The following is a 17,743-nucleotide window of genomic DNA, read 5'->3' as shown; positions in this document are numbered from 1 at the left end:
GAGGGGGCACCCGGAAAACCGCCCCGTAATTACGCTACTAAAAGTAACGTTATGAGGCGTGACCGCAGGCGCATCCACCCCCGAACCGGCCCCCGACCTCTCCACGGCCTTCGCCGAGCTGCTCGACGAGGTCCGCGCGGCCGAGACCCGCATCACCGAAGCCCAACCGCCCCTGGCCGAGGCCGACATCCTCGACGGCTACCGCCTGGCCTTGAGCCTGTTGCGGGTGGCCGTCGACGCCTACGTCTGGGGCGACAAGGACAAACCGATCCTGGTCGACGTCATCAGCCCGTATCTGAAATGGGGCGGTGACAACTCCGACGCGTTCTACCGGCTGGCCCCCGTCGATCCCCAGCGCAGCTACGTGGTGCGCGGCAACCGCGGCGACGCGATCTACCTGTCGATGACCGTCTACGGCGGCCCCGGCGGCGGCCACTACTCCACCCGCATCGTCGGCACCATCAACGACCGGGACCTCACCTTCGACGACGACGGCAACTTCGAGTTCACCATCGGACCCGCGCCCGGCCCCGGGCCCCGCCTGCAGACCGCCCCCGACGCCGAGTTCATGCTCACCCGCGACTACCTGACCGACCCGGTGGGCGGCCGTCGCCCGGAGTGGCGGATCGAAACCATCGACCCGCCCGCGCGCCGCCACGACGATCGCGAAGACCTGGCCCGGCGGTTCCGCTCGGCGAAAACCTGGCTGCACGAACAACTCTCGATGCTGCCGGTGCGGGTCGACACGACCAACGAACTCTGCGACCCCTACCCGGTGCCGTCGGTGACCTACGGCTGGGCGGCCGGCGACGCCGCCTACTCGATGGGCAGCTACCGGCTGGAACCCGGGCAGGCCCTGGTGATCGACGGGACCTCGCCGCCGTGCGTGTTCTGGAATCTGTGCCTGTGGAACCCGTTCCTGCACACCTACGACTACACCCACGAGCGGGTCACCATCAACGGCGCCACCGTCGACTACAACGACGACGGGTCCTGGCGGATCGTCATCGCCGAGACGGATCCGGGACACCCCAACTGGGTGTCGACGGCCGGACGCAGCCAGGGCCTGATGTGGCTGCGCTGGTTCCTGCCCGAGCGCACGCCGGATCGGCCGCTGTGCCGGGTCGTTGACATCGCCGAGGTCAGCCGGTGAGCACCCGGCCGCCGTCGATCACCTTCACCGACCTGTCGGCACCGGTCTACTCCGAGGATGCCCGCGCCATACGGGAGGGACTGGCCGGCTACGGCGCCACCCTGACACTGACGCCGCAGGCGCTGCGGGAGGCGGCGGTGGCCCGCACCGGTCTCGACGACTTCGGCGACGACGACTTCGCCGAACGCCTGGACGTGCTGTGCGAAAGTCTGCGCACCGAGGCTGGACTCGGTGACACCGGCACCGGGGTGGTCTTCGAGCAACTCGTCGGCAACCTGGTCAACCGGCTGCGTCTGGAGGCGCTCATCGGCGAGCACCCGGAGATCCTCGACGAACAGATCGTCGCACCGATCGTCATCTGCGGCCTGCCGCGCACCGGCACCACGCATCTGCACAACCTGCTGGCCGCCGATCCCGGGCTGCGGCACCTGCCCTACTGGGAGAGCCTGGAACCGTTCCCGACGGGCGAGCCCGGCGACCCGGGACCCCGCCGTGAGCGGTGCGCGGCCGGGGTCGGGCTGATCGACACGGTGATGCCGGAATTCAAACGGATGCACGAGATGACCGTCGACCACGCGCACGAGGAAATCCAGCTGCTGGCCAACGACATCTCCGGCATGCTGTTCGAAACCACCTACCACCTACCGGGGTTCGCGGCGCACTACCGCGCCCACGATCAGCGGCCGTCCTACCGCTACCTCAAACGCAGCCTGGCGGCCATGCAGTGGCTGCGCGGGGGCAAGCGGTGGGTGCTCAAATCGCCGCAGCACCTCGAGCAGTTCCCCGCACTGCTGGACACCTTCGGTGACGCGACGTTCGTCGTGACCCACCGCGACCCGGTCGAGGTGGTCCGGTCCATGATCACGATGATCTGCTACTCGGCGCGGATGGCGGTGGACGAACCCGACGTCGGGAAACTGGCCGCCCGCTGGCTCGACCGCACCGACAACCTGCTCAACGGGTGTTTGCGGGATCGCGACGTGCTGCCCGCCGACCGGTCCGTCGACATCCGGTTCGAGGACTTCATGGCCGACGAAAAGGGCACCGTGGCAGCGATTTACCGGCTGGCCCGGCAACCGCTGGACGGTACCGCGCAACAAGCCATGGCCGACTTCCTCACCGAGCATCCACGCGGGCGCTACGGCGGTGTCGACTACGACATGGCCGCCCTCGGTCTGGATCCCGAGGAGATCGCCGAACGGTTCCGCGCCTACCGTGAGCGTTTCGTCGCCCCGTAGCGGTCCGGGGTTCGGGACCGCCCGCTCCGGCCTTGGCCAAGATCACAGGAGCGAATGGGGGTAAAGTCCGCGCGGGGGCACCGTGGCGGGTTGAATGGTCAACCATGCAATTGATCTCGCCCGTGGATTCCATGTTCCTGCTCGCCGAATCCCGGGAACATCCCATGCACGTCGCCGGTCTGCAACTGTTCGAGCCGCCCGAGGGCGCCGGACCGGAGTTCCTGCTCGACATCCACGAGCAGATGGTCGCCCACACCCATTTCAACCCGACGTTCCGGACACATCCGGCAACCGTGCTCGGCGGCGTCGTCGACCTCGCCTGGTCGGTCGACGACGAGGTGGACATCGAGTACCACTTGCGCCGGTCCGCCCTGCCCACCCCTGGCCGGGTGCGCGACCTGCTGGAGCTGACCGGACGGCTGCACGGCAGCCTGCTGGACCGGCACCGGCCGCTGTGGGAGGCCCACCTGATCGAGGGGCTCAACGACGGGCGGTTCGCCGTCTACACCAAGGTGCATCACGCGCTGCTCGACGGCGTGTCGGCGAGCAGGACGATGCAACGCAGCCTGTCCAACGACCCCGACGACACCACCGTGCGGGTGCCGTGGGATCTGCCGATGGGACGGCCGAAGCCGCAGGCCGACGATGACGGCGGCCGCTCACTGTTGGGGATGGCCTCCGGTGCCTTCGGTGCCGCCGCCGGTGTGGTGGGGACCGCTTTGGGGCTGGCCCCCTCGACGCTGAAGGTGGCCCGGGCGGCCCTGCTCGACAATCAGCTGACGCTGCCGTTCCAGGCGCCCAAGACCATGCTCAACGTCAAGATCGGCGGTGCGCGACGGTTCGCCGCCCAATCCTGGTCCCTGGAGCGGATCCAGCGCATCAAGCGGGCCGCCGGGGTGACCGTCAACGACGTCGTGCTGGCCATGTGCGCGGGTGCGCTGCGCGCCTACCTGATCGAGGAGAACGCGCTTCCGGACACGCCGTTGATCGCCATGGTGCCGATGAGCCTGCGTGAGGACGACGCCGCCGGCGGCAACCAGGTCGGCGCACTGCTGTGCAATCTCGGCACCGACATCGAGGATCCGTCCGAGCGCCTCAAGGTGGTCAGCGGGTCGATGCGGGACAACAAGTCGGTGTTCGCGGGTCTGCCGAAGCTGGAGACGCTGGCGCTGTCGGCGATCAACATCGCCGCGCTCGGGCTCGGGGCGGTGCCCGGTTTCGTGTCCACCGCGCCGCCGCCGTTCAACCTGGTGATCTCCAACGTGCCGGGGCCTCGGGAGCAGATGTACTTCAACGGCGCGAAGCTCGTCGGCAACTACCCGGTGTCGATCGTGCTGGACAACATGGCGCTGAACATCACCCTGGCCAACAACGCCGACAACCTCGAATTCGGGTTCATCGGCTGCCGGCGCAGCGTGCCCCACCTGCAGCGGCTGCTGACACACGTGGAGGATTCGCTGGTCGCGTTGGAGGAGGCCATTCCCGGCTGAGGCCCGGTAGACAGACAATGGCGGCGGACCCGAATCGGGCCCGCCGCCATTGTGTCGGTCTGCGTCAGGGGCAGGTGACCACGAGGACGAACGCCCTCTTGGCCGGGGCGGTCGGGTTCGCCGCATCGAAGCCGATCGCCTCACCGGAGATGGTGTAGGTCTTGTCGTCCTTGGTGGCCGTCGCCGAACCGCCGTTGGGCATGCTCTCCTGGTACGCCAGCCCGGTCAGGCCGTCGGTGCTGCCCAGCCCGACCGAGTGGACCGCCGAGCCGTCCTCGGCCACCACGGCCGCAACGCCGGTGTCGCCACCGCCGATCGCGATGTTCATGCTGCCACCGGCGACGGTGCAGACCGCCGCGCCGCTGACCTCTTTCGCCTCGCCGTCGCCGATCTTCATCGACGCATGCCCGGCCTCGGGCTTGCCCGCGGGTGCCTCGGCGGCCGGGGTCTCGGCCTTGCTGCTGGCCGAGGCGCTGGTGCCGGTGGTCTCGGTGGACTCTTTGTCGTTGCTCTTCGAACAGCCGGTCAGGCTCAGGGCCACGATCGCGACTCCGCCCACTGCGAGCGTCATTGCGTGCTTCACCACTGCTCTCCTGTCTGTTGTGCTCCGCCGAGGTCGGCCGAGCCTGCTAGCCAGTATTGCCGGGAACTGCGCGTGGGGAAAGAGTTCGCTGGGAATGGCCGTCCCGACTACGGGCAGTGCACGTCGATGTCGAACGCGGTGTTGACCGGGCGGTTCGGATCGCCGGCCGTGGTGCCCAGCCCGGTGCCGCGGACCGTGTACTGGTTGCCCTGGTGGGTGGCGGTGGGCGGATCTTCGGCGGCGGCCGACGAGTACAGCAGTGCCGGCTCAGTGGTACCGACCTCGCCGATGCGCACCGACATGACCGTCGGGGTGCCCTCGGCGCTGAGCTTGACCACCGACTTCTTGACCGCCTTCTCGCCGGTGTTGTCCCCGGTTTCGATGGTCAACGTGGTCAGGTTGTCGGTGGTATCGCACGTCACCGCGGTCACCTTGCCCAGATCGGTGTCCCCGAGGCGCAGCGTCCCGCTGCCGGTGGAGCCGGACTCTGAATTCGAGCAACCCACCACGGTCAGCATTCCGGCCGCGCACACCGCAGCCGCCGTCACGACGTTTTTCACCCCCCGAGTATGGTGCCGCGCGCCGAGAGGACGAAATCGGGTGGTTCGGCGAGCGAAGGCGGAGTTGGCGTGAGCGTAGCGAGTGCCGGCGGAGCCGGAGCGATACCGGGACCACCCGTGACTGAATCGGGTGGTTCGGCGAGCGAAGGCGGAGTTGGCGCGAGCGTAGCGAGTGCCGGGTCGTTGACCGCGGGCGCGGTGTACGTAACTGGTCTTTCGGCACCGTCGGGCGGGTTGACCGACCAGTTACATACCAAAACTGGGTGAGGCTGAACCCTGGCCGGCGGAGCAGGCTGGTTGAATGGGCGGCCGTGGGCGAGAACTTCACCGTGGGCGACCGGCTGCCCGGACGGCGCGGCCGAACCGGGACACTGCGCACCCCGCACGGCGAGATTGCCACCCCGGCGTTCGTTCCCGTCGGCACCAAGGCGACGGTCAAGGCGATGCTGCCCGAGACGGTGAAATCCCTTGGTGCCCAGGCGGTACTCGCCAACGCCTACCACCTGTACCTGCAGCCGGGCGCCGATATCGTCGACGAGGCCGGCGGTCTGGGGCGGTTCATGAACTGGCCCGGACCCACGTTCACCGACAGCGGCGGGTTCCAGGTGCTGTCGCTGGGCAGCGGGTTCCGCAAGGTGCTCGCGATGGATACCGAACGGGTCCGCGCCGACGACGTCATCGCCAAGGGCAAGGACAGGTTGGCCCGGGTCGACGACGACGGCGTGACCTTCACCTCGCACCTGGACGGATCCACCCACCGCTTTACCCCCGAGGTGTCGATGGGCATCCAGCATCAGCTGGGCGCCGACATCATCTTCGCCTTCGATGAGCTCACCACGCTGATCAATACCCGCAAATATCAAGAGGATTCGGTGGCCCGCACGCACGCGTGGGCGATCCGCTGCCTGGTCGAGCACCACCGGCTGCGCTCCGCGGCGCCGCAGCGTCCCGCCCAAGCGCTGTTCGGCGTGATTCAGGGCGCCCAGTATGAGGATCTGCGGCGCGCCGCGACCCGCGGCCTGGTTGACATCGGTGAGCAGCCCGGTCCCGCGGAGGGCTTGAGCTTCGACGGCTACGGCATCGGCGGGGCGCTGGAGAAGCAGAATCTGGGCACCATCGTCGGCTGGGTCGTCGATGAGCTACCCGAGGACAAACCGCGCCACCTACTCGGTATCAGCGAGCCCGACGACCTGTTCGCCGCCATCGAGGCCGGGGCGGACACCTTCGACTGCGTGTCCCCGTCGCGGGTGGCGCGCAACGCCGCGATCTATTCGCACGCCGGCCGGTACAACGTCACGGGGGCGCGCTACAAGCGCGACTTCACCCCGCTGGACCCCGAATGCGACTGCTACACCTGCGCCAACTACACCCGGGCCTACATCCATCACCTGTTCAAGGCAAAGGAAATCCTGTCGGCCACGCTGTGCACCATCCACAACGAGCGGTTCACCATCTCGCTCGTCGACCGGATCCGGGCGTCGATCACCGACGGCACTTTCGACGAGCTGCGCGCCGAGGTGTTGGGCCGCTACTACCGGGACCGCTGAGGCTCAGCCGCGGCGGAACCGGAACCAGCCGCCCTTGGGCTTTTCGGTCGTCGACTTCGGGTGACCGCCGCACCACTGGCCGGCCGGGACGCTGCGCTTGACGGCATCGACGTGCATGCCGCAACCGGACCACGTCGTTTTCCCGCACTCACGGCATTTGACGGCTCGGCACATGGCTTCGCTCCTTCTCTCGGCCCAGGCTCGGGCTGGTGGTGTTGGCGCTGGGACCGCGCCATTACCTGAAATTATACCCCTAGGGGTATATGACGCGCAAAGTCCAAGCGATTCGGGTGAAGGTGCGTGGCGGTAGGCCGAACTATCCCGGAAGTGTCGCCGGACGGTAGATCCACGGCTGCCGCGGCAACCGGGCCGGGTCGAACTCGGCCAGCATGCCGTCCAGCGTGACGGCGGTGTAGCCCAGCGAGCCGGCGATCTCCGCCAGCGCCACCGGCACCCCGATCTGCCCCAGCGACACCGGGCCGTCGCGTTTGGCCAGCCGCTTGCCGTCGGCGCCCCGCACCAGCGGCACGTGCGCGTAGACCGGTCGCGGCAGGTCCAGCAGCGATGCCAGATAGGCCTGGCGGGGAGCCGAGGGCAGCAGATCATCACCGCGCACCACCTGGTCGACGCCGGAAGCGCCGTCGTCGAGGACGACCGCCAGGTTGTAGGCGGGCACGCCGTCGAATCGGCGCAGCACGAAGTCGTCGACCACGCCGGAGTACTCGCCGTGCAGCAGGTCGGTCACGGTGAACTCGGTGCGCTGAGAGCGCAGCCGCAGTGCGGGCGGCCGTCCGGATGCCGCGCGGCGGTCGGCGCGCTCGGTGGCGGTCAGATCACGGCAGGTACCCGGATAGGCTCCCTCGGGTGCGTGCGGGGCGCGCGGTGCGGCCAGGATTTCTTTTCTGCTGCAAAAGCATTCGTACGCCATGTCGGCTTCCAGCAGCTGCTCGACCACGGTGTTGTACCGCTCCGGGTGGCTGCTCTGATACTGCGGCGGCTCATCCCAGGTGATCCCGATCGCCGCCAGATCGGCCACCTGCCGCTCTCCGACTTCGGGCAAGGTGCGGTCGTCGAGGTCCTCGACGCGCAGCAGGAAACGCCGCCCGGTCGAGCGGGCGAACAGCCAGGCCAGCACAGCGGTACGCAGGTTGCCGATGTGCAGGTCGGCCGACGGGCTGGGGGCGAACCGGCCCGCACCGGTGCAGCGGGTCACGCCCGCAATCTAACCCGCGCCCTGGCGATCGGCGGCCGAGAGGGCAAGGATGGGGGAGTGCAGTTGCCGGTCGAACCGCCCGTCCAGCCCATGCTGGCGAAGTCGGCCGCCGCGCTGCCGACCGGCGGTTCGGCGATGCCGGGCGGCTGGTGTTACGAACCGAAGTGGGACGGCTTCCGTGCGCTGGTGTTCCGCGACGGCGCCGAGATCGAGTTGCAGTCACGCTCCGGCAAGGACCTGGGCCGCTACTTTCCCGAACTGCTCGACGCGCTGCGCGACGAGATCGCCCCGCGGTGCGTGCTTGACGGCGAGATCGTCGTCCCGCGTCAGGTCGACGGGATGACCCGGCTCGACTGGGAGGCACTGTCGGCACGAATCCACCCGGCCGACAGCCGGATTCACCTGCTCGCGGCCGAGACACCGGCGCACTTCATCGGATTCGACGCGCTGGCCGACGGCGACCGGGCATTGCTGGAAGGCCCGTTCGCGGATCGTCGCCAAGCCCTGACCGCGCTTCTGCCCGGCGGACAGTGGTGCCACCTCACCCGCAGCACCGGCGACCCCGAACTGGCGGCGCAGTGGCTGAGCACCTTCGAGGGCGCCGGCCTGGACGGGGTGATTGCCAAACGCCGCGACGGCCACTACCTGCCGGGCAAACGGGACATGGTCAAGCTCAAGCACTCCCGCGACGCCGACTGCGTGGTCATCGGCTACCGGATCCACAAGAGCGGAATGGGACTCGGCTCGATGCTGCTCGGCCTCTACGACGAGGCCGGTGACCTGCAGATGGTGGGCGGCGCGGCGTCGTTCACCACCGCGGCCCGCGTCGAACTGCTGGCCGAACTCGAACCGCTGCGGCTGGCCGAGGATCTCGTTCGCGACGGCGAACCGAGCCGGTGGAATTCCGCGGCCGACAAACGCTGGATTCCGATCCGGCCGGAACGGATAGCCGAGGTGGGCTATGACCAGATGGAGGGCGCCGGCCCCGGCCGCCGGTTCCGCCACGCGGTGACGTTCCGCCGCTGGCGACCCGACCGCGAACCGTCATCGTGCACCTTCGGCCAGCTCGACGTACCGAACCGCTACGACCTCTACGACGTATTGGAGAGCCGATGAGTTCCGCAGCCGCCGAGGAGGTCGACGTCGACGGCATCGCCGTGCGAATCACCAACCGGGACAAGGTGTACTTCCCGCAGTTGGGCGCCGCCGGCAGCAAGGGCGCGCTGATCGACTACTACCGCAGCGTCGCGCTGGGCCCGATGTTCACCGCACTGCGCGACCGGCCGACTCACCTGCAGCGCTTCCCGGACGGCATCGACGGCGAGGAGATCTACCAGAAGCGGCTGTCACCAAGGCATCCCGACTACCTGGACACCGTCCGGGTGGTGTTCCCGTCGGGTCGCACCGCCGACGCGTTGTGCGTCACCCGCCCGGCGGCGATCGTCTGGGCGGCCCAGATGGGCACCGTCACATTGCATCCGTGGCCGGTGCGCCGCGACGACCCCGAGCATCCCGACGAACTGCGCGTCGACCTCGACCCGCAGCCTGGCACCGCGTTCGCCGAGGCCCGGACCGTCGCCCTCGACGTGCTCAAACCGCTGCTCGACGAGCTGGGTCTGATCGGCTACCCGAAGACCTCCGGGGGCCGCGGCATCCACGTGTATCTGCGGATCGCCACCGACTGGGATTTCATTGCGGTGCGCCGGGCCGGGATCGCGCTGGCCCGCGAGCTGGAGCGCCGGGCCCCGGAGCTGGTCACCGCCTCCTGGTGGAAGGAGGAGCGCGGGCAACGGATCTTCATCGACTTCAACCAGAACGCCCGGGACCGCACCATGGCGTCGCCCTACTCGGTGCGCCGGACCCCGATCGCGACGGTCTCCATGCCGCTGAACTGGTCGGACCTGGCCGACGCCGACCCCGACGATTTCACCTTGTCCACCGCCGACGGCATCATCGCCGGCCGGACCGACCCGTGGGCCGGCATCGACGACGTCCGCCAGTCGTTGGCGCCGCTGCTGGCGATGGCCGACGCCGACGCCGCGCGCGGCCTCGGCGACATGCCGTACCCGCCTGCGTTCTCTGGGGAGTGGACATGTGCGGCGGTGTGTTCAGCGCTTGTGGATGCTGACCTCGGCGTACCTTACGAGGATCTTCACAGCAGCCTCGCCAGCTAAGAACTGGACAGTCCTCATCACCACAGGCCGACGGTCTTGGCCTATCGGCTATTCGGATGTGCTTGATTCATGCGCGCCATCTGCCGGTGTGGACGCATGGGTGCCGGCGGAGACGCCAATTCTACTGTCCAGCAACGGTGAACTTGACGAGTGGCTTGTCCGTTACTGCAGTTCGGCGCCGACTTTCACTTCGCTGTCGGCAAGTTCACGGAAGACGTATGCGCGTGAGATTGCGATGTGGTGTGGTTTTCTCGGTGGACAGTCCCCACCATTGACGTGGCTCGAAGGGACAGAAGATGACTTCGTCGAATACAAGATACGTCGGACGGATCATCTGAAATTTCCCGATTCGGTCGGAGGATCGACGTGGAACAAGGCTGTGTTTGCGCTTCGTGGGCTCTATGACTGGGCGGTGAACCGGCAGATCCCGATTGGGCCGAATGGTCCGGTGATTACGGTGAGCCCGGTGCCGCCGGGGAATGGAACACTTCGGGTCCCTGGCGTGCGGGCGACGGCACCATATGTGCGCAGGGATCGGGATCGTTGGATTGTGCCCGGCACGTACCGGCTGTGGCGTGACGTCGGATTGCGGGGCCATGGGGTCGAACGGCTTGGGGACTATCACTGGCGCGCCACAGTCGAGGAGAACTCATTTCGTGGCCGCACCTCGCTACGCAATGCCGCATTCGCTGATTTCCTCTATGGGACGGGACTGCGTGTCCAGGAGGCAGGGTCACTCTTGTTGGCCGAGCTTCCAGATCCCGGGGTGATCGAGGCTAAGCTTCCCGCCACGATCGCCAAGTACAGCAAGCCACGTATGTGGTACGGCGCGCCGACTGTGATGCGCACGGTTCGGACCTACGTCAAGGTTGCTCGTGCTGCTGCCATTCGTCGAGCGCACCGTGAAGGCCGCTACGAAGCACTCGAGGACATTGTCTGGGTGAGGCAAGTTCGGCCTGCTCGGAAGGGAACGCTCGACGCCGTGTGCGACGACGGCACGGTGTTGTCGCTCAGCAGTCTGCCGTCGTCTGGCAGAAGAAACCTCTTCTGGCTTCGAGACGGTAGGCCAGAGCCAATGGCCTTGTGGCTCAACGAGGCGGGGACTCCATTCCACCACGAGTCGTGGCATGGCGTGTTCGACGATGCGAATGACCGACTGTTGGCGGCCATTGGGTCCAGGGACGGACCCCTTGGCGATCCCCTGGCCGTGACGCCGCATTCTCTTCGATTCAGCTTCGCGCTTGCGATGGCGGTGCAGCTGCATCAGCGTCTGACAGTACTACTAGTAGGGCTCGAATCATCGGACCTCCGCCGCTGATTCGACACCGATAGTTGACGGTGCAAGATGCCAGAATGGGTGCGTGGTGACACCGGGGGAGAGGCAGCTCGCGCGGGTAGTTAGGCAGTACGACGATGACTATCTCAACGATGACTATCTCGACATGTACTCGGGTTCGTTCGGGTTCCAAGTCCCGTTAGAGCGGGCGTTCGCCTGTATTCACGAGAGGCTCGACATCGAGTTCGACTTCATCAACCAGAAGGCGCGAAACGGAGCTAGTGGGCACTTCAACGCTGAGAACAGCCGTAGGTTGATCCACCTGATTGACGAGGTCGATGAGCTCAGGCGAGCGCTGGCGAAGGTTGGACAGTCGATGACCGTCGCTCCTGAGTATCAGCGTGTCCTCGACGGTGCTGCGACCTGGCTCGTGGATAGCGGCGGAAGCCCGATCCCTGAGGGACTCACACCAATCGTCGTGGAGAAGTATGACGCGGTGTTCGGATTGGCCGACGCGTCGATTGAGATCGCGGACCGCTCCACTGCCGCCCTCACCCTAGTCGGGGAGGGTTCCTACGCGATCGTGCACAAGTTCACCGACCCGAATTACGGCATCACGTTCGCCAGGAAGAAGCTGAAACAAGCTGCCGATGGGCGAGACCTAGCGCGGTTCCGTCGTGAGTTTGAGGTCATGAAGGGGCTTGATTTCCCCTACATCCTCGATGTCTACCGCCACGACGATGCCGACAACGCCTATGTCATGGAGTACTGCGGGAGCACGCTTGAGGAGTACGTCAAGCGCCGGAACAATCAGGGCCAGTTTGGTTTCCAAGCTCGTCGCAGGATTGCGCTCCAGTTCCTTTACGGCCTGAACTATCTGCACTGGAACGATATCTGCCATCGGGACCTGAGCATGCGGAACGTCCTGCTCCGCGTGTTCGCTGAGGGCGCGGTGACGGTGAAGCTATCTGATTTTGGACTTGCGAAGCCGTCGGGTTCGGAGTTCACGAAGACCGAGACCGAGATCCGGGGGACCTTCGTGGACCCCGCACTGGACACGTTCAAGGACTACAAGCAGGTCAATGACATCTACGCCGTTGGCTTCGTGCTCTCCTACCTTTTCAAGGGGTCGGACACCTGCTTCCCGAGGGCACTCCGCTCGGAGACATCGTCCAGAAATGCTCGCACTCAGACCCGGCGCGGCGGTATCAGTCGGTTATGGACATCGCGGCGGCGATCGAAGCCTTCGACGGAGACGGGGTCGGAGCGCTGGTGTGACAGCTGCGGCCTGTCGCCTCCGTTGGCCGGGCTGGTTCATGGGCCGCGTAGATCGATGATCCTCCCGCTACTCGCGCCGTGCGTCCGGGGATTCCGCTTCTGAATCTGGATAACGCCGACGACACTCATCGAACGATTCGGGGTAGTCCCGAGGCAGGTCGGGAAACTGCAGTGGCGCGGGAACCAGGGCAGGAAGGAGCGGCGCTCTCAGTGCGCGGTCGCAGATGTCCTGGTGCTCGGACGGAGCCACAGCGCCGGCTTTGAGTGCCGCGTCGACCTTGGGGATCAGCTCATCGGTGTAGGGGTGTCGCCCAAGTTGCTGGATGAGGTTCTCGCGCGAAGCTGGGTAGTCCGGATCGTCTAGGTGCTCCAGCATCTTGTCGACGCTGTGTCCGTAGAGCGCAGTGATTTCCCCGACGATCGCGTCGGAGGTGATCAGGCCGGCGGCTTGTTCAACGAGTCTCTGTATCTGTCGTCGCCTTGGCCAAGGTCCGCCCCAATGCCCGAGCATGATGGCATCCAGGAGTTGTTGCTGTTGGCCTCCGGTCAATGGAGCGATGAGATCTGCGCACCAGACGTAGAAGTACTCCTGCAGGGACGACGGCAACCCCTCATCGCGATCCCCCGGTGCTTCGGCCATAGCGTTCCCGTCGGCTGCCCTGCCGAATCGACGCACTCCGAATTGTCGACAGGAGACCTACTTGTAGGACTGGAGTCTAGGCCGTCTCGGACCAGGGGGTTGTTGCGGTCGCCGCCGAGAGGTCCTTGGCGGTGAACCCGGGTGCGGACGTCGACCTGACGGCTCAGCGGGCTCGCTCGTGCGAAACTCGCTGAGCGGGGGACGTGTGTTGAGGAGGAATCATTTGAGCAAGCTGGGCAATTTCGTGTGGGGGATCGCCGACCAACTGCGCGGTGTGTACAAGCCGCATCAGTACGGCGGGGTGATCTTGCCGTTCACGATCCTGCGCCGGTTGGACTGCGTCATGGAACCCACCCGCGACGAGGTCCGGGACCTGGCCGCCAAGTACGCCGACGGTGCGCTGGCTGTGCAGGTCAAGCGCAAGACCGGCCTCGGTTTCTACAACACCAGCCCGTTCGACTTCACTCGCCTGCTGGAAGACCCCGAGGGTCTGCGGGCGAACCTGATGGACTACACCACCGGGTTTTCGGCCAACATCGACGTGTTCGAGCGGTTCAAGTTCGAGAACGAACTCGCCACCCTGGATGAGAAGAACCGGCTGTATCTGGTGTGCTCGCAGTTCGCCAAGGTGGACCTGAACCCGGATGTGGTGTCCAACGCTGAGATGGGCGACCTGTTCGAGCACCTGATCTACAAGTTCGCCGAGGCCTCCAACGAGGAGGCGGGCGAGCACTACACCCCTCGCGACGCGATCCGACTCATGGTGGACCTGTTGTTCGCCGAGGACGGCGACGCGCTGCGCGAGCCTGGGACGGTGCGCACCATCTACGACCCCACCGCGGGCACCGGCGGCATGTTGTCGGTGGCCGAGGAGCGGCTGCTGGAACGCAACCCCGACGCCCGGCTGCGGCTCTACGGCCAGGAGATCAACGACCAGTCCTATGCGATCTGCAAGTCCGACATGATCGTCAAGGGCCAGGACGCTGACAACATCCGGCTCGGCGACACCCTGTCCGACGACATGTTCTGGGACCGCACCTTCGACTTCTGCATGTCCAACCCTCCCTACGGCGTGGACTGGAAAGCCGCTCAGGAAGCAGTGAAAAAGGAAGCACTGCACCAGGGCTCGCGGTTCTCCCATGGCCTGCCAGCGATCGGCGACGGGCAGATGCTGTTCCTGTGTCACCTGGCGTCGAAGATGCGGCCCGCGCATGACGGGGGTGGGCGGGCCGGCATCGTTCTCAACGGCTCCCCGCTGTTCAACGGGGCAGCGGAGTCGGGGCCGTCGCAGATTCGGCAGTGGCTGCTGGAATCTGATCTGGTCGAGGCGATCATCGCGTTGCCGACGAATATGTTCTTCAACACCGGTATCGCCACCTACATCTGGCTGCTGGACAACACCAAGCGCCCGGAGCGCCGCGGCACGGTGCAGTTGATCGACGCCACCTCGTTCTGGACAAAGATGCGCAAGAGCCTCGGCGCGAAGAGCCGCGAACTCGACGAAGCGGCCCGAGACAAGATCCTCGCGCTGTATGACGCGTTCGACGACGCTGATCCCGGTTTCTCGAAGGTGTTCACCGCCAACGATTTCGGTTACTGGACCATCAGCGTCGAGCGGCCGCTGCTGACGGAAACCGGGAAGGTGTCGACGGACCGCAAGGGGAACCCGAAACCGGACCCGAAGAAACGCGACACCGAGAACATTCCGTTCACCTACGGCGGCAACACCGATGGCGACGCCGGCTGCGCGGCGACTATAAAGGCGTACTTCGACGCCGAAGTTCTCCCGCACGTCCCCGACGCCTGGGTCGACACTGCGAAAACCAAAGTGGGATACGAGATCCCGTTCACCCGGCACTTCTACAGGTACGTGCCACCAAGGCCGCTGGCCGAGATTGATGCCGACCTGGAGAAGCAGGTCGCCAAGATCATGGAACTGCTGCGAGAGGTGGAGGTTCGATGACACCTGCGCGCTTCATCGGTCGGCATCGCTCGGTTGAGCCGCTGCTGACCGACCTTCCTCCTTCATGGGAGGTCCGACGTTTCAAGGCCCTCCTTGAGCGATCGAACGTTCGCAACGAAGATCTGAGCGCCCCGATGATGTCGCTGAAATCAACTGGCGATGTCGTCCTCAGGTCTTCGTTGGGGAACAACCAGGAACCCGACGACGCGTCGTTGCCGCGCTATCTCGTTGCTGGTGTGAACGAACTCGTCGTCAACCCGATGTGGTTGGTCGGTGGAGCCATCGGCGTATCTGCGGCCCGCGGTGCCGTTAGCCCCGACTACCGGGTCTTCACGCCCCGCGGTGAAATAGCTCCGCGTTACCTGCACTACGTGGTGCGTTCCCAGCCGTACATCGATCAGTACCTGCTGTATACACGGGCGCAGACAACCTTCGATCGCCGAGTTCAGCAACCGGACCTCGACAATATGCCGCTCCCCGTTCCTCCCATCGAAGAGCAGCGTGCCATAGCCGACTTTCTGGACCGGGAGACGGCCCGGATCGGCACCCTCATCGAGGAGCAGCAGAGGCTCATCGAATTGTTGCAGGAGCGCCGGCAGTCGCTGGTGGCGCTGACCTTGCTTCGTGGTCAGGCGCCGGGCGTCGGCCTCCGAGCATCTGGTGATTCAAGACTCGGGGACATTCCTGCGCATTGGCGGCTTGTGCCGACGCGGTATCTCTGCACTATTACGACCGGTTCGGAAGACTCTGGAAATGCGGCGGACGACGGCGAGTATCCGTTCTATGTGCGAGGCCGTGAGATCCTTCGGATCGGCCATTACTCGTTTGACTGCGAAGCCGTGATGACGCCGGGGGATGGCCAAGGTGGGACGGGCAAGGTTTTCCACTACTTCGACGGGAAATTCCAAGCCCACCAGCGGGTCTATGTCTTCAAAGACTTCCACGGAGTGCTCGGCCGCTACTTCTATCTGTTTCTCTCCACGTTCCTTCGTCCCGTAGCCCTCGCAGGTAGCAACACCGTCACTATGGAGTCGCTGCGCCGCCCAGTGCTTGCAGACTTCGTTGTCGCGTTGCCTCCGATCGACGAGCAGCGGCGTATCGCGGCATACCTGGATGAGCAGACTTCGAAGATCGACACCTTGATCGCCGAGGCCGAGCGGTTCGTCGAGTTGTCGCGCGAGCGCCGTTCAGCGTTGATCACCGCGGCGGTTACGGGTCAGATCGACGTGTCTACCCCGGCCGCTTGACAGTCTCCTGCGGGGGCCACCCTCGCTGCCAAGTCGAGCTCGCTCCTTTGGCCGGTCGGGCAGAAGATCCGGGGGGCGGTGAGGGCAGTGCAAGCGATAGCTGAGTCGAAGCGCGAGCAAGAAAGATACCGGAGTTGTGCCGCGAGCTGGAAGTCCGACTCCTGGACGTATCCAGTTCCGCGGTGAACCACGACGTTGACATCGGCGGCGATGGCCTGCTCATTGAGTTTGAGGCCGCACTGGAGTTCAACGCCAACTCGCTCTCAAATAGGGAGCTACGCAAGCTAGGACGGCACCTAGCTTTCGGAGTCGTCTGGCATGGGGAACTTGATGATGCCGTCGTTGAGACCTTTCATCATTACGAAGGGCTTCATCAGCGGGTCGTGAAACCTGTAGCGAGATTTCCGGCCCTCGCCGCGGGTATCGAGGATGTAGAGCGGAGCATCAGCGAACCTCTTAAGGTGCGCTAGATAACTTGGGGTGGTCCGCACCTTGCCCGAGAGCTCGGAGAGGGGCTCACGCAGGTTAGCAGGCGCGAAGAAGCCTAGCTCGTCGACTTCAGCGAGCGCACAGGCCAGCAGAGTTAGACCAAACTGAGCAGGTTTAACGGATGCGACCGCGTCGGTGTATGCAACGCGAATGCTGTGAGCGGCTTCGCTGGTTGCTCGTACCAATGCCGCGAACACGTCGTACTCAGTCACGTTATACTTCTTGCTGCGGAGCGCAAGTTCGCCGATTGATCCAGCCAGCAGGTGGGTGTAGTACGGGAAGCCCTGCGATAGTTTGACAATCGCGTTGATAGCTCCAGGTGAGAGCGTTATGCGTACCCCGCTCAGCGTCTCTAGCCGGTCGAATCCGCCGACGACAACATCGTGGAGCTCTTCGGGGCGCATGCGCGGCATATGAACCTGGCGCAGTGCGCGGTCGATCGAGGCGTGGCCGGCGAGTAGTCCCGCGACATTGTCGGCGACGCCGACGATGAAGACCGTGCACTTGACGAGGTCGTCGGACAACATCTTGATCAGATCTGCGAACAAGACGGTGTCGTCCCAGGCTCCGATCCGGTCGAACTCGTCCAGGATCACCACCAAAGGCACGGAGTTGGCCAGTACCTTGAGGCCGCGCGCCACACAATCCGGCGTCACCGCGTCGGCCATCTCGACGATGTCTTCGTATTTGTCCACCGCTGCCTGAAGCCGTTCGGTGACGTCCGCTGGAGCGAGGTCCAGGTACGACTGGAGGTGGGGGGTCAGCATCTTCCACACTGAGGCGAAGTCGTCGTCTTTCCCGCAGGGAAGCCGTATCGCGACGCCTGAGTTGGCGGACGCCTGGTAAAAGGCGTCGCGGGCCATGTAGGCCAGCGATGTCTTGCCTACCCGGA

The 17,743-nt window shown here is 65.5% G+C and carries 14 protein-coding genes and 1 pseudogene; 10 read left to right on the top strand and 5 right to left on the bottom strand.

The window, feature by feature from the left end; genetic code table 11:
- The first annotated feature begins 58 nt into the window (after positions 1-58).
- The 3 genes from G6N16_RS01720 (at position 59) to G6N16_RS01710 (ending at position 3,881) form a co-directional block, all read left to right on the top strand.
- Positions 59-1,153 carry a DUF1214 domain-containing protein gene (locus G6N16_RS01720; RefSeq protein WP_083031564.1) on the top strand — a complete coding sequence of 365 codons (1,095 nt, stop codon included), beginning with the start codon at positions 59-61 and terminating at the stop codon, positions 1,151-1,153.
- The gene (locus tag G6N16_RS01715) at positions 1,150-2,391 is read left to right on the top strand and encodes a sulfotransferase family protein (RefSeq protein WP_083031563.1); all 1,242 of its coding nucleotides are present in this window, start codon (positions 1,150-1,152) and stop codon (positions 2,389-2,391) included. The genes G6N16_RS01720 and G6N16_RS01715 overlap by 4 nt, the downstream gene beginning before the upstream one ends.
- A gap of 104 nt (positions 2,392-2,495) precedes the next feature.
- The gene (locus G6N16_RS01710) at positions 2,496-3,881 is read left to right on the top strand and encodes a WS/DGAT/MGAT family O-acyltransferase (RefSeq protein WP_083031562.1); all 1,386 of its coding nucleotides are present in this window, start codon (positions 2,496-2,498) and stop codon (positions 3,879-3,881) included.
- Between the two features lie 64 nt (positions 3,882-3,945).
- Here the strand turns inward: G6N16_RS01710 and G6N16_RS01705 are convergent, their stop codons facing one another.
- Positions 3,946-4,452 carry a lipoprotein LpqH gene (locus G6N16_RS01705; RefSeq protein ID WP_083031583.1) on the bottom strand — a complete coding sequence of 169 codons (507 nt, stop codon included), beginning with the start codon at positions 4,450-4,452 and terminating at the stop codon, positions 3,946-3,948.
- A 119-nt stretch (positions 4,453-4,571) separates the two neighbouring features.
- Entirely contained in the window at positions 4,572-5,024 is a 453-nt protein-coding gene (locus G6N16_RS01700) for a lipoprotein LpqH (RefSeq protein ID WP_083031561.1), read from the bottom strand.
- A 311-nt stretch (positions 5,025-5,335) separates the two neighbouring features.
- On the opposite strand from G6N16_RS01700, the gene tgt reads away from it, so the two are divergent.
- Positions 5,336-6,571 carry a tRNA guanosine(34) transglycosylase Tgt gene (gene tgt, locus G6N16_RS01695; protein ID WP_083031560.1) on the top strand — a complete coding sequence of 412 codons (1,236 nt, stop codon included), beginning with the start codon at positions 5,336-5,338 and terminating at the stop codon, positions 6,569-6,571.
- Between the two features lie 316 nt (positions 6,572-6,887).
- On the opposite strand, the gene gluQRS is transcribed toward tgt, so the two are convergent.
- Positions 6,888-7,784 (bottom strand): tRNA glutamyl-Q(34) synthetase GluQRS, encoded by an 897-nt coding sequence (gene gluQRS, locus G6N16_RS01690; RefSeq protein ID WP_083031559.1) that lies wholly within the window; start codon positions 7,782-7,784, stop codon positions 6,888-6,890.
- Positions 7,785-7,841: 57 nt separating this feature from the next.
- Here gluQRS and G6N16_RS01685 point away from each other — a divergent pair, with 57 nt between their 5' ends.
- The 4 genes and pseudogenes from G6N16_RS01685 to G6N16_RS01670 all read left to right on the top strand — a co-directional run bounded on the left by G6N16_RS01685 (position 7,842) and on the right by G6N16_RS01670 (position 12,615).
- Positions 7,842-8,900, top strand: a complete 1,059-nt coding sequence (locus G6N16_RS01685) for an ATP-dependent DNA ligase (RefSeq protein WP_083031558.1) — start codon at positions 7,842-7,844, stop codon at positions 8,898-8,900.
- Positions 8,897-9,862: pseudogene (locus tag G6N16_RS01680) on the top strand (DNA polymerase domain-containing protein); the annotation flags it as partial. The gene G6N16_RS01685 and the pseudogene G6N16_RS01680, both read left to right, overlap by 4 nt.
- 367 nt (positions 9,863-10,229) lie before the next feature.
- Positions 10,230-11,276, top strand: a complete 1,047-nt coding sequence (locus G6N16_RS01675) for a tyrosine-type recombinase/integrase (RefSeq protein ID WP_133052949.1) — start codon at positions 10,230-10,232, stop codon at positions 11,274-11,276.
- Positions 11,277-11,319: 43 nt separating this feature from the next.
- A complete protein-coding gene (locus G6N16_RS01670; RefSeq protein ID WP_083031557.1) occupies positions 11,320-12,615 on the top strand; it encodes a protein kinase family protein in 1,296 nt (431 codons plus the stop codon).
- On the opposite strand, the gene G6N16_RS01665 is transcribed toward G6N16_RS01670, so the two are convergent.
- Positions 12,580-13,152 carry a hypothetical protein gene (locus G6N16_RS01665; protein ID WP_083031556.1) on the bottom strand — a complete coding sequence of 191 codons (573 nt, stop codon included), beginning with the start codon at positions 13,150-13,152 and terminating at the stop codon, positions 12,580-12,582. The two genes, G6N16_RS01670 and G6N16_RS01665, sit on opposite strands and share 36 nt — an antisense overlap.
- 223 nt (positions 13,153-13,375) lie before the next feature.
- Between G6N16_RS01665 and G6N16_RS01660 the strand changes: the two genes are divergently transcribed.
- Together G6N16_RS01660 and G6N16_RS01655 are read left to right on the top strand one after the other, a co-directional pair.
- Positions 13,376-15,115: a type I restriction-modification system subunit M gene (locus tag G6N16_RS01660; protein WP_083031555.1), complete on the top strand. Its 1,740-nt coding sequence runs from the start codon at positions 13,376-13,378 to the stop codon at positions 15,113-15,115.
- Complete coding sequence (locus G6N16_RS01655; RefSeq protein ID WP_083031554.1) at positions 15,112-16,362, top strand: restriction endonuclease subunit S; 1,251 nt, start codon at positions 15,112-15,114, stop codon at positions 16,360-16,362. The genes G6N16_RS01660 and G6N16_RS01655 overlap by 4 nt, the downstream gene beginning before the upstream one ends.
- A 296-nt stretch (positions 16,363-16,658) precedes the next feature.
- On the opposite strand, the gene G6N16_RS01650 is transcribed toward G6N16_RS01655, so the two are convergent.
- Positions 16,659-17,714 (bottom strand): hypothetical protein, encoded by a 1,056-nt coding sequence (locus G6N16_RS01650; RefSeq protein WP_083031552.1) that lies wholly within the window; start codon positions 17,712-17,714, stop codon positions 16,659-16,661.
- Positions 17,715-17,743: the final 29 nt, after the last annotated feature.

Origin of the sequence: Mycolicibacterium insubricum (genome assembly GCF_010731615.1) — a bacterium.
GTDB classification, from domain to species: Bacteria; Actinomycetota; Actinomycetes; order Mycobacteriales; family Mycobacteriaceae; genus Mycobacterium; species Mycobacterium insubricum.
Note: the sequence above shows the minus strand (reverse complement) of the source record. Positions and strands in the feature narration are given on the sequence as shown.

Excerpts from the sequence above, each read along its gene's own strand:
- G6N16_RS01710 (WP_083031562.1), top strand. The coding sequence starts at position 2,496 with ATGCAATTGATCTCGCCCGTGGATTCCATGTTCCTGCTCGCCGAATCC.
- G6N16_RS01705 (WP_083031583.1), bottom strand. The coding sequence starts at position 4,452 with ATGACGCTCGCAGTGGGCGGAGTCGCGATCGTGGCCCTGAGCCTGACC.
- G6N16_RS01665 (WP_083031556.1), bottom strand. The coding sequence starts at position 13,152 with ATGGCCGAAGCACCGGGGGATCGCGATGAGGGGTTGCCGTCGTCCCTG.
- G6N16_RS01655 (WP_083031554.1), top strand. The coding sequence starts at position 15,112 with ATGACACCTGCGCGCTTCATCGGTCGGCATCGCTCGGTTGAGCCGCTG.
- G6N16_RS01650 (WP_083031552.1), bottom strand. The coding sequence starts at position 17,714 with ATGGCCCGCGACGCCTTTTACCAGGCGTCCGCCAACTCAGGCGTCGCG.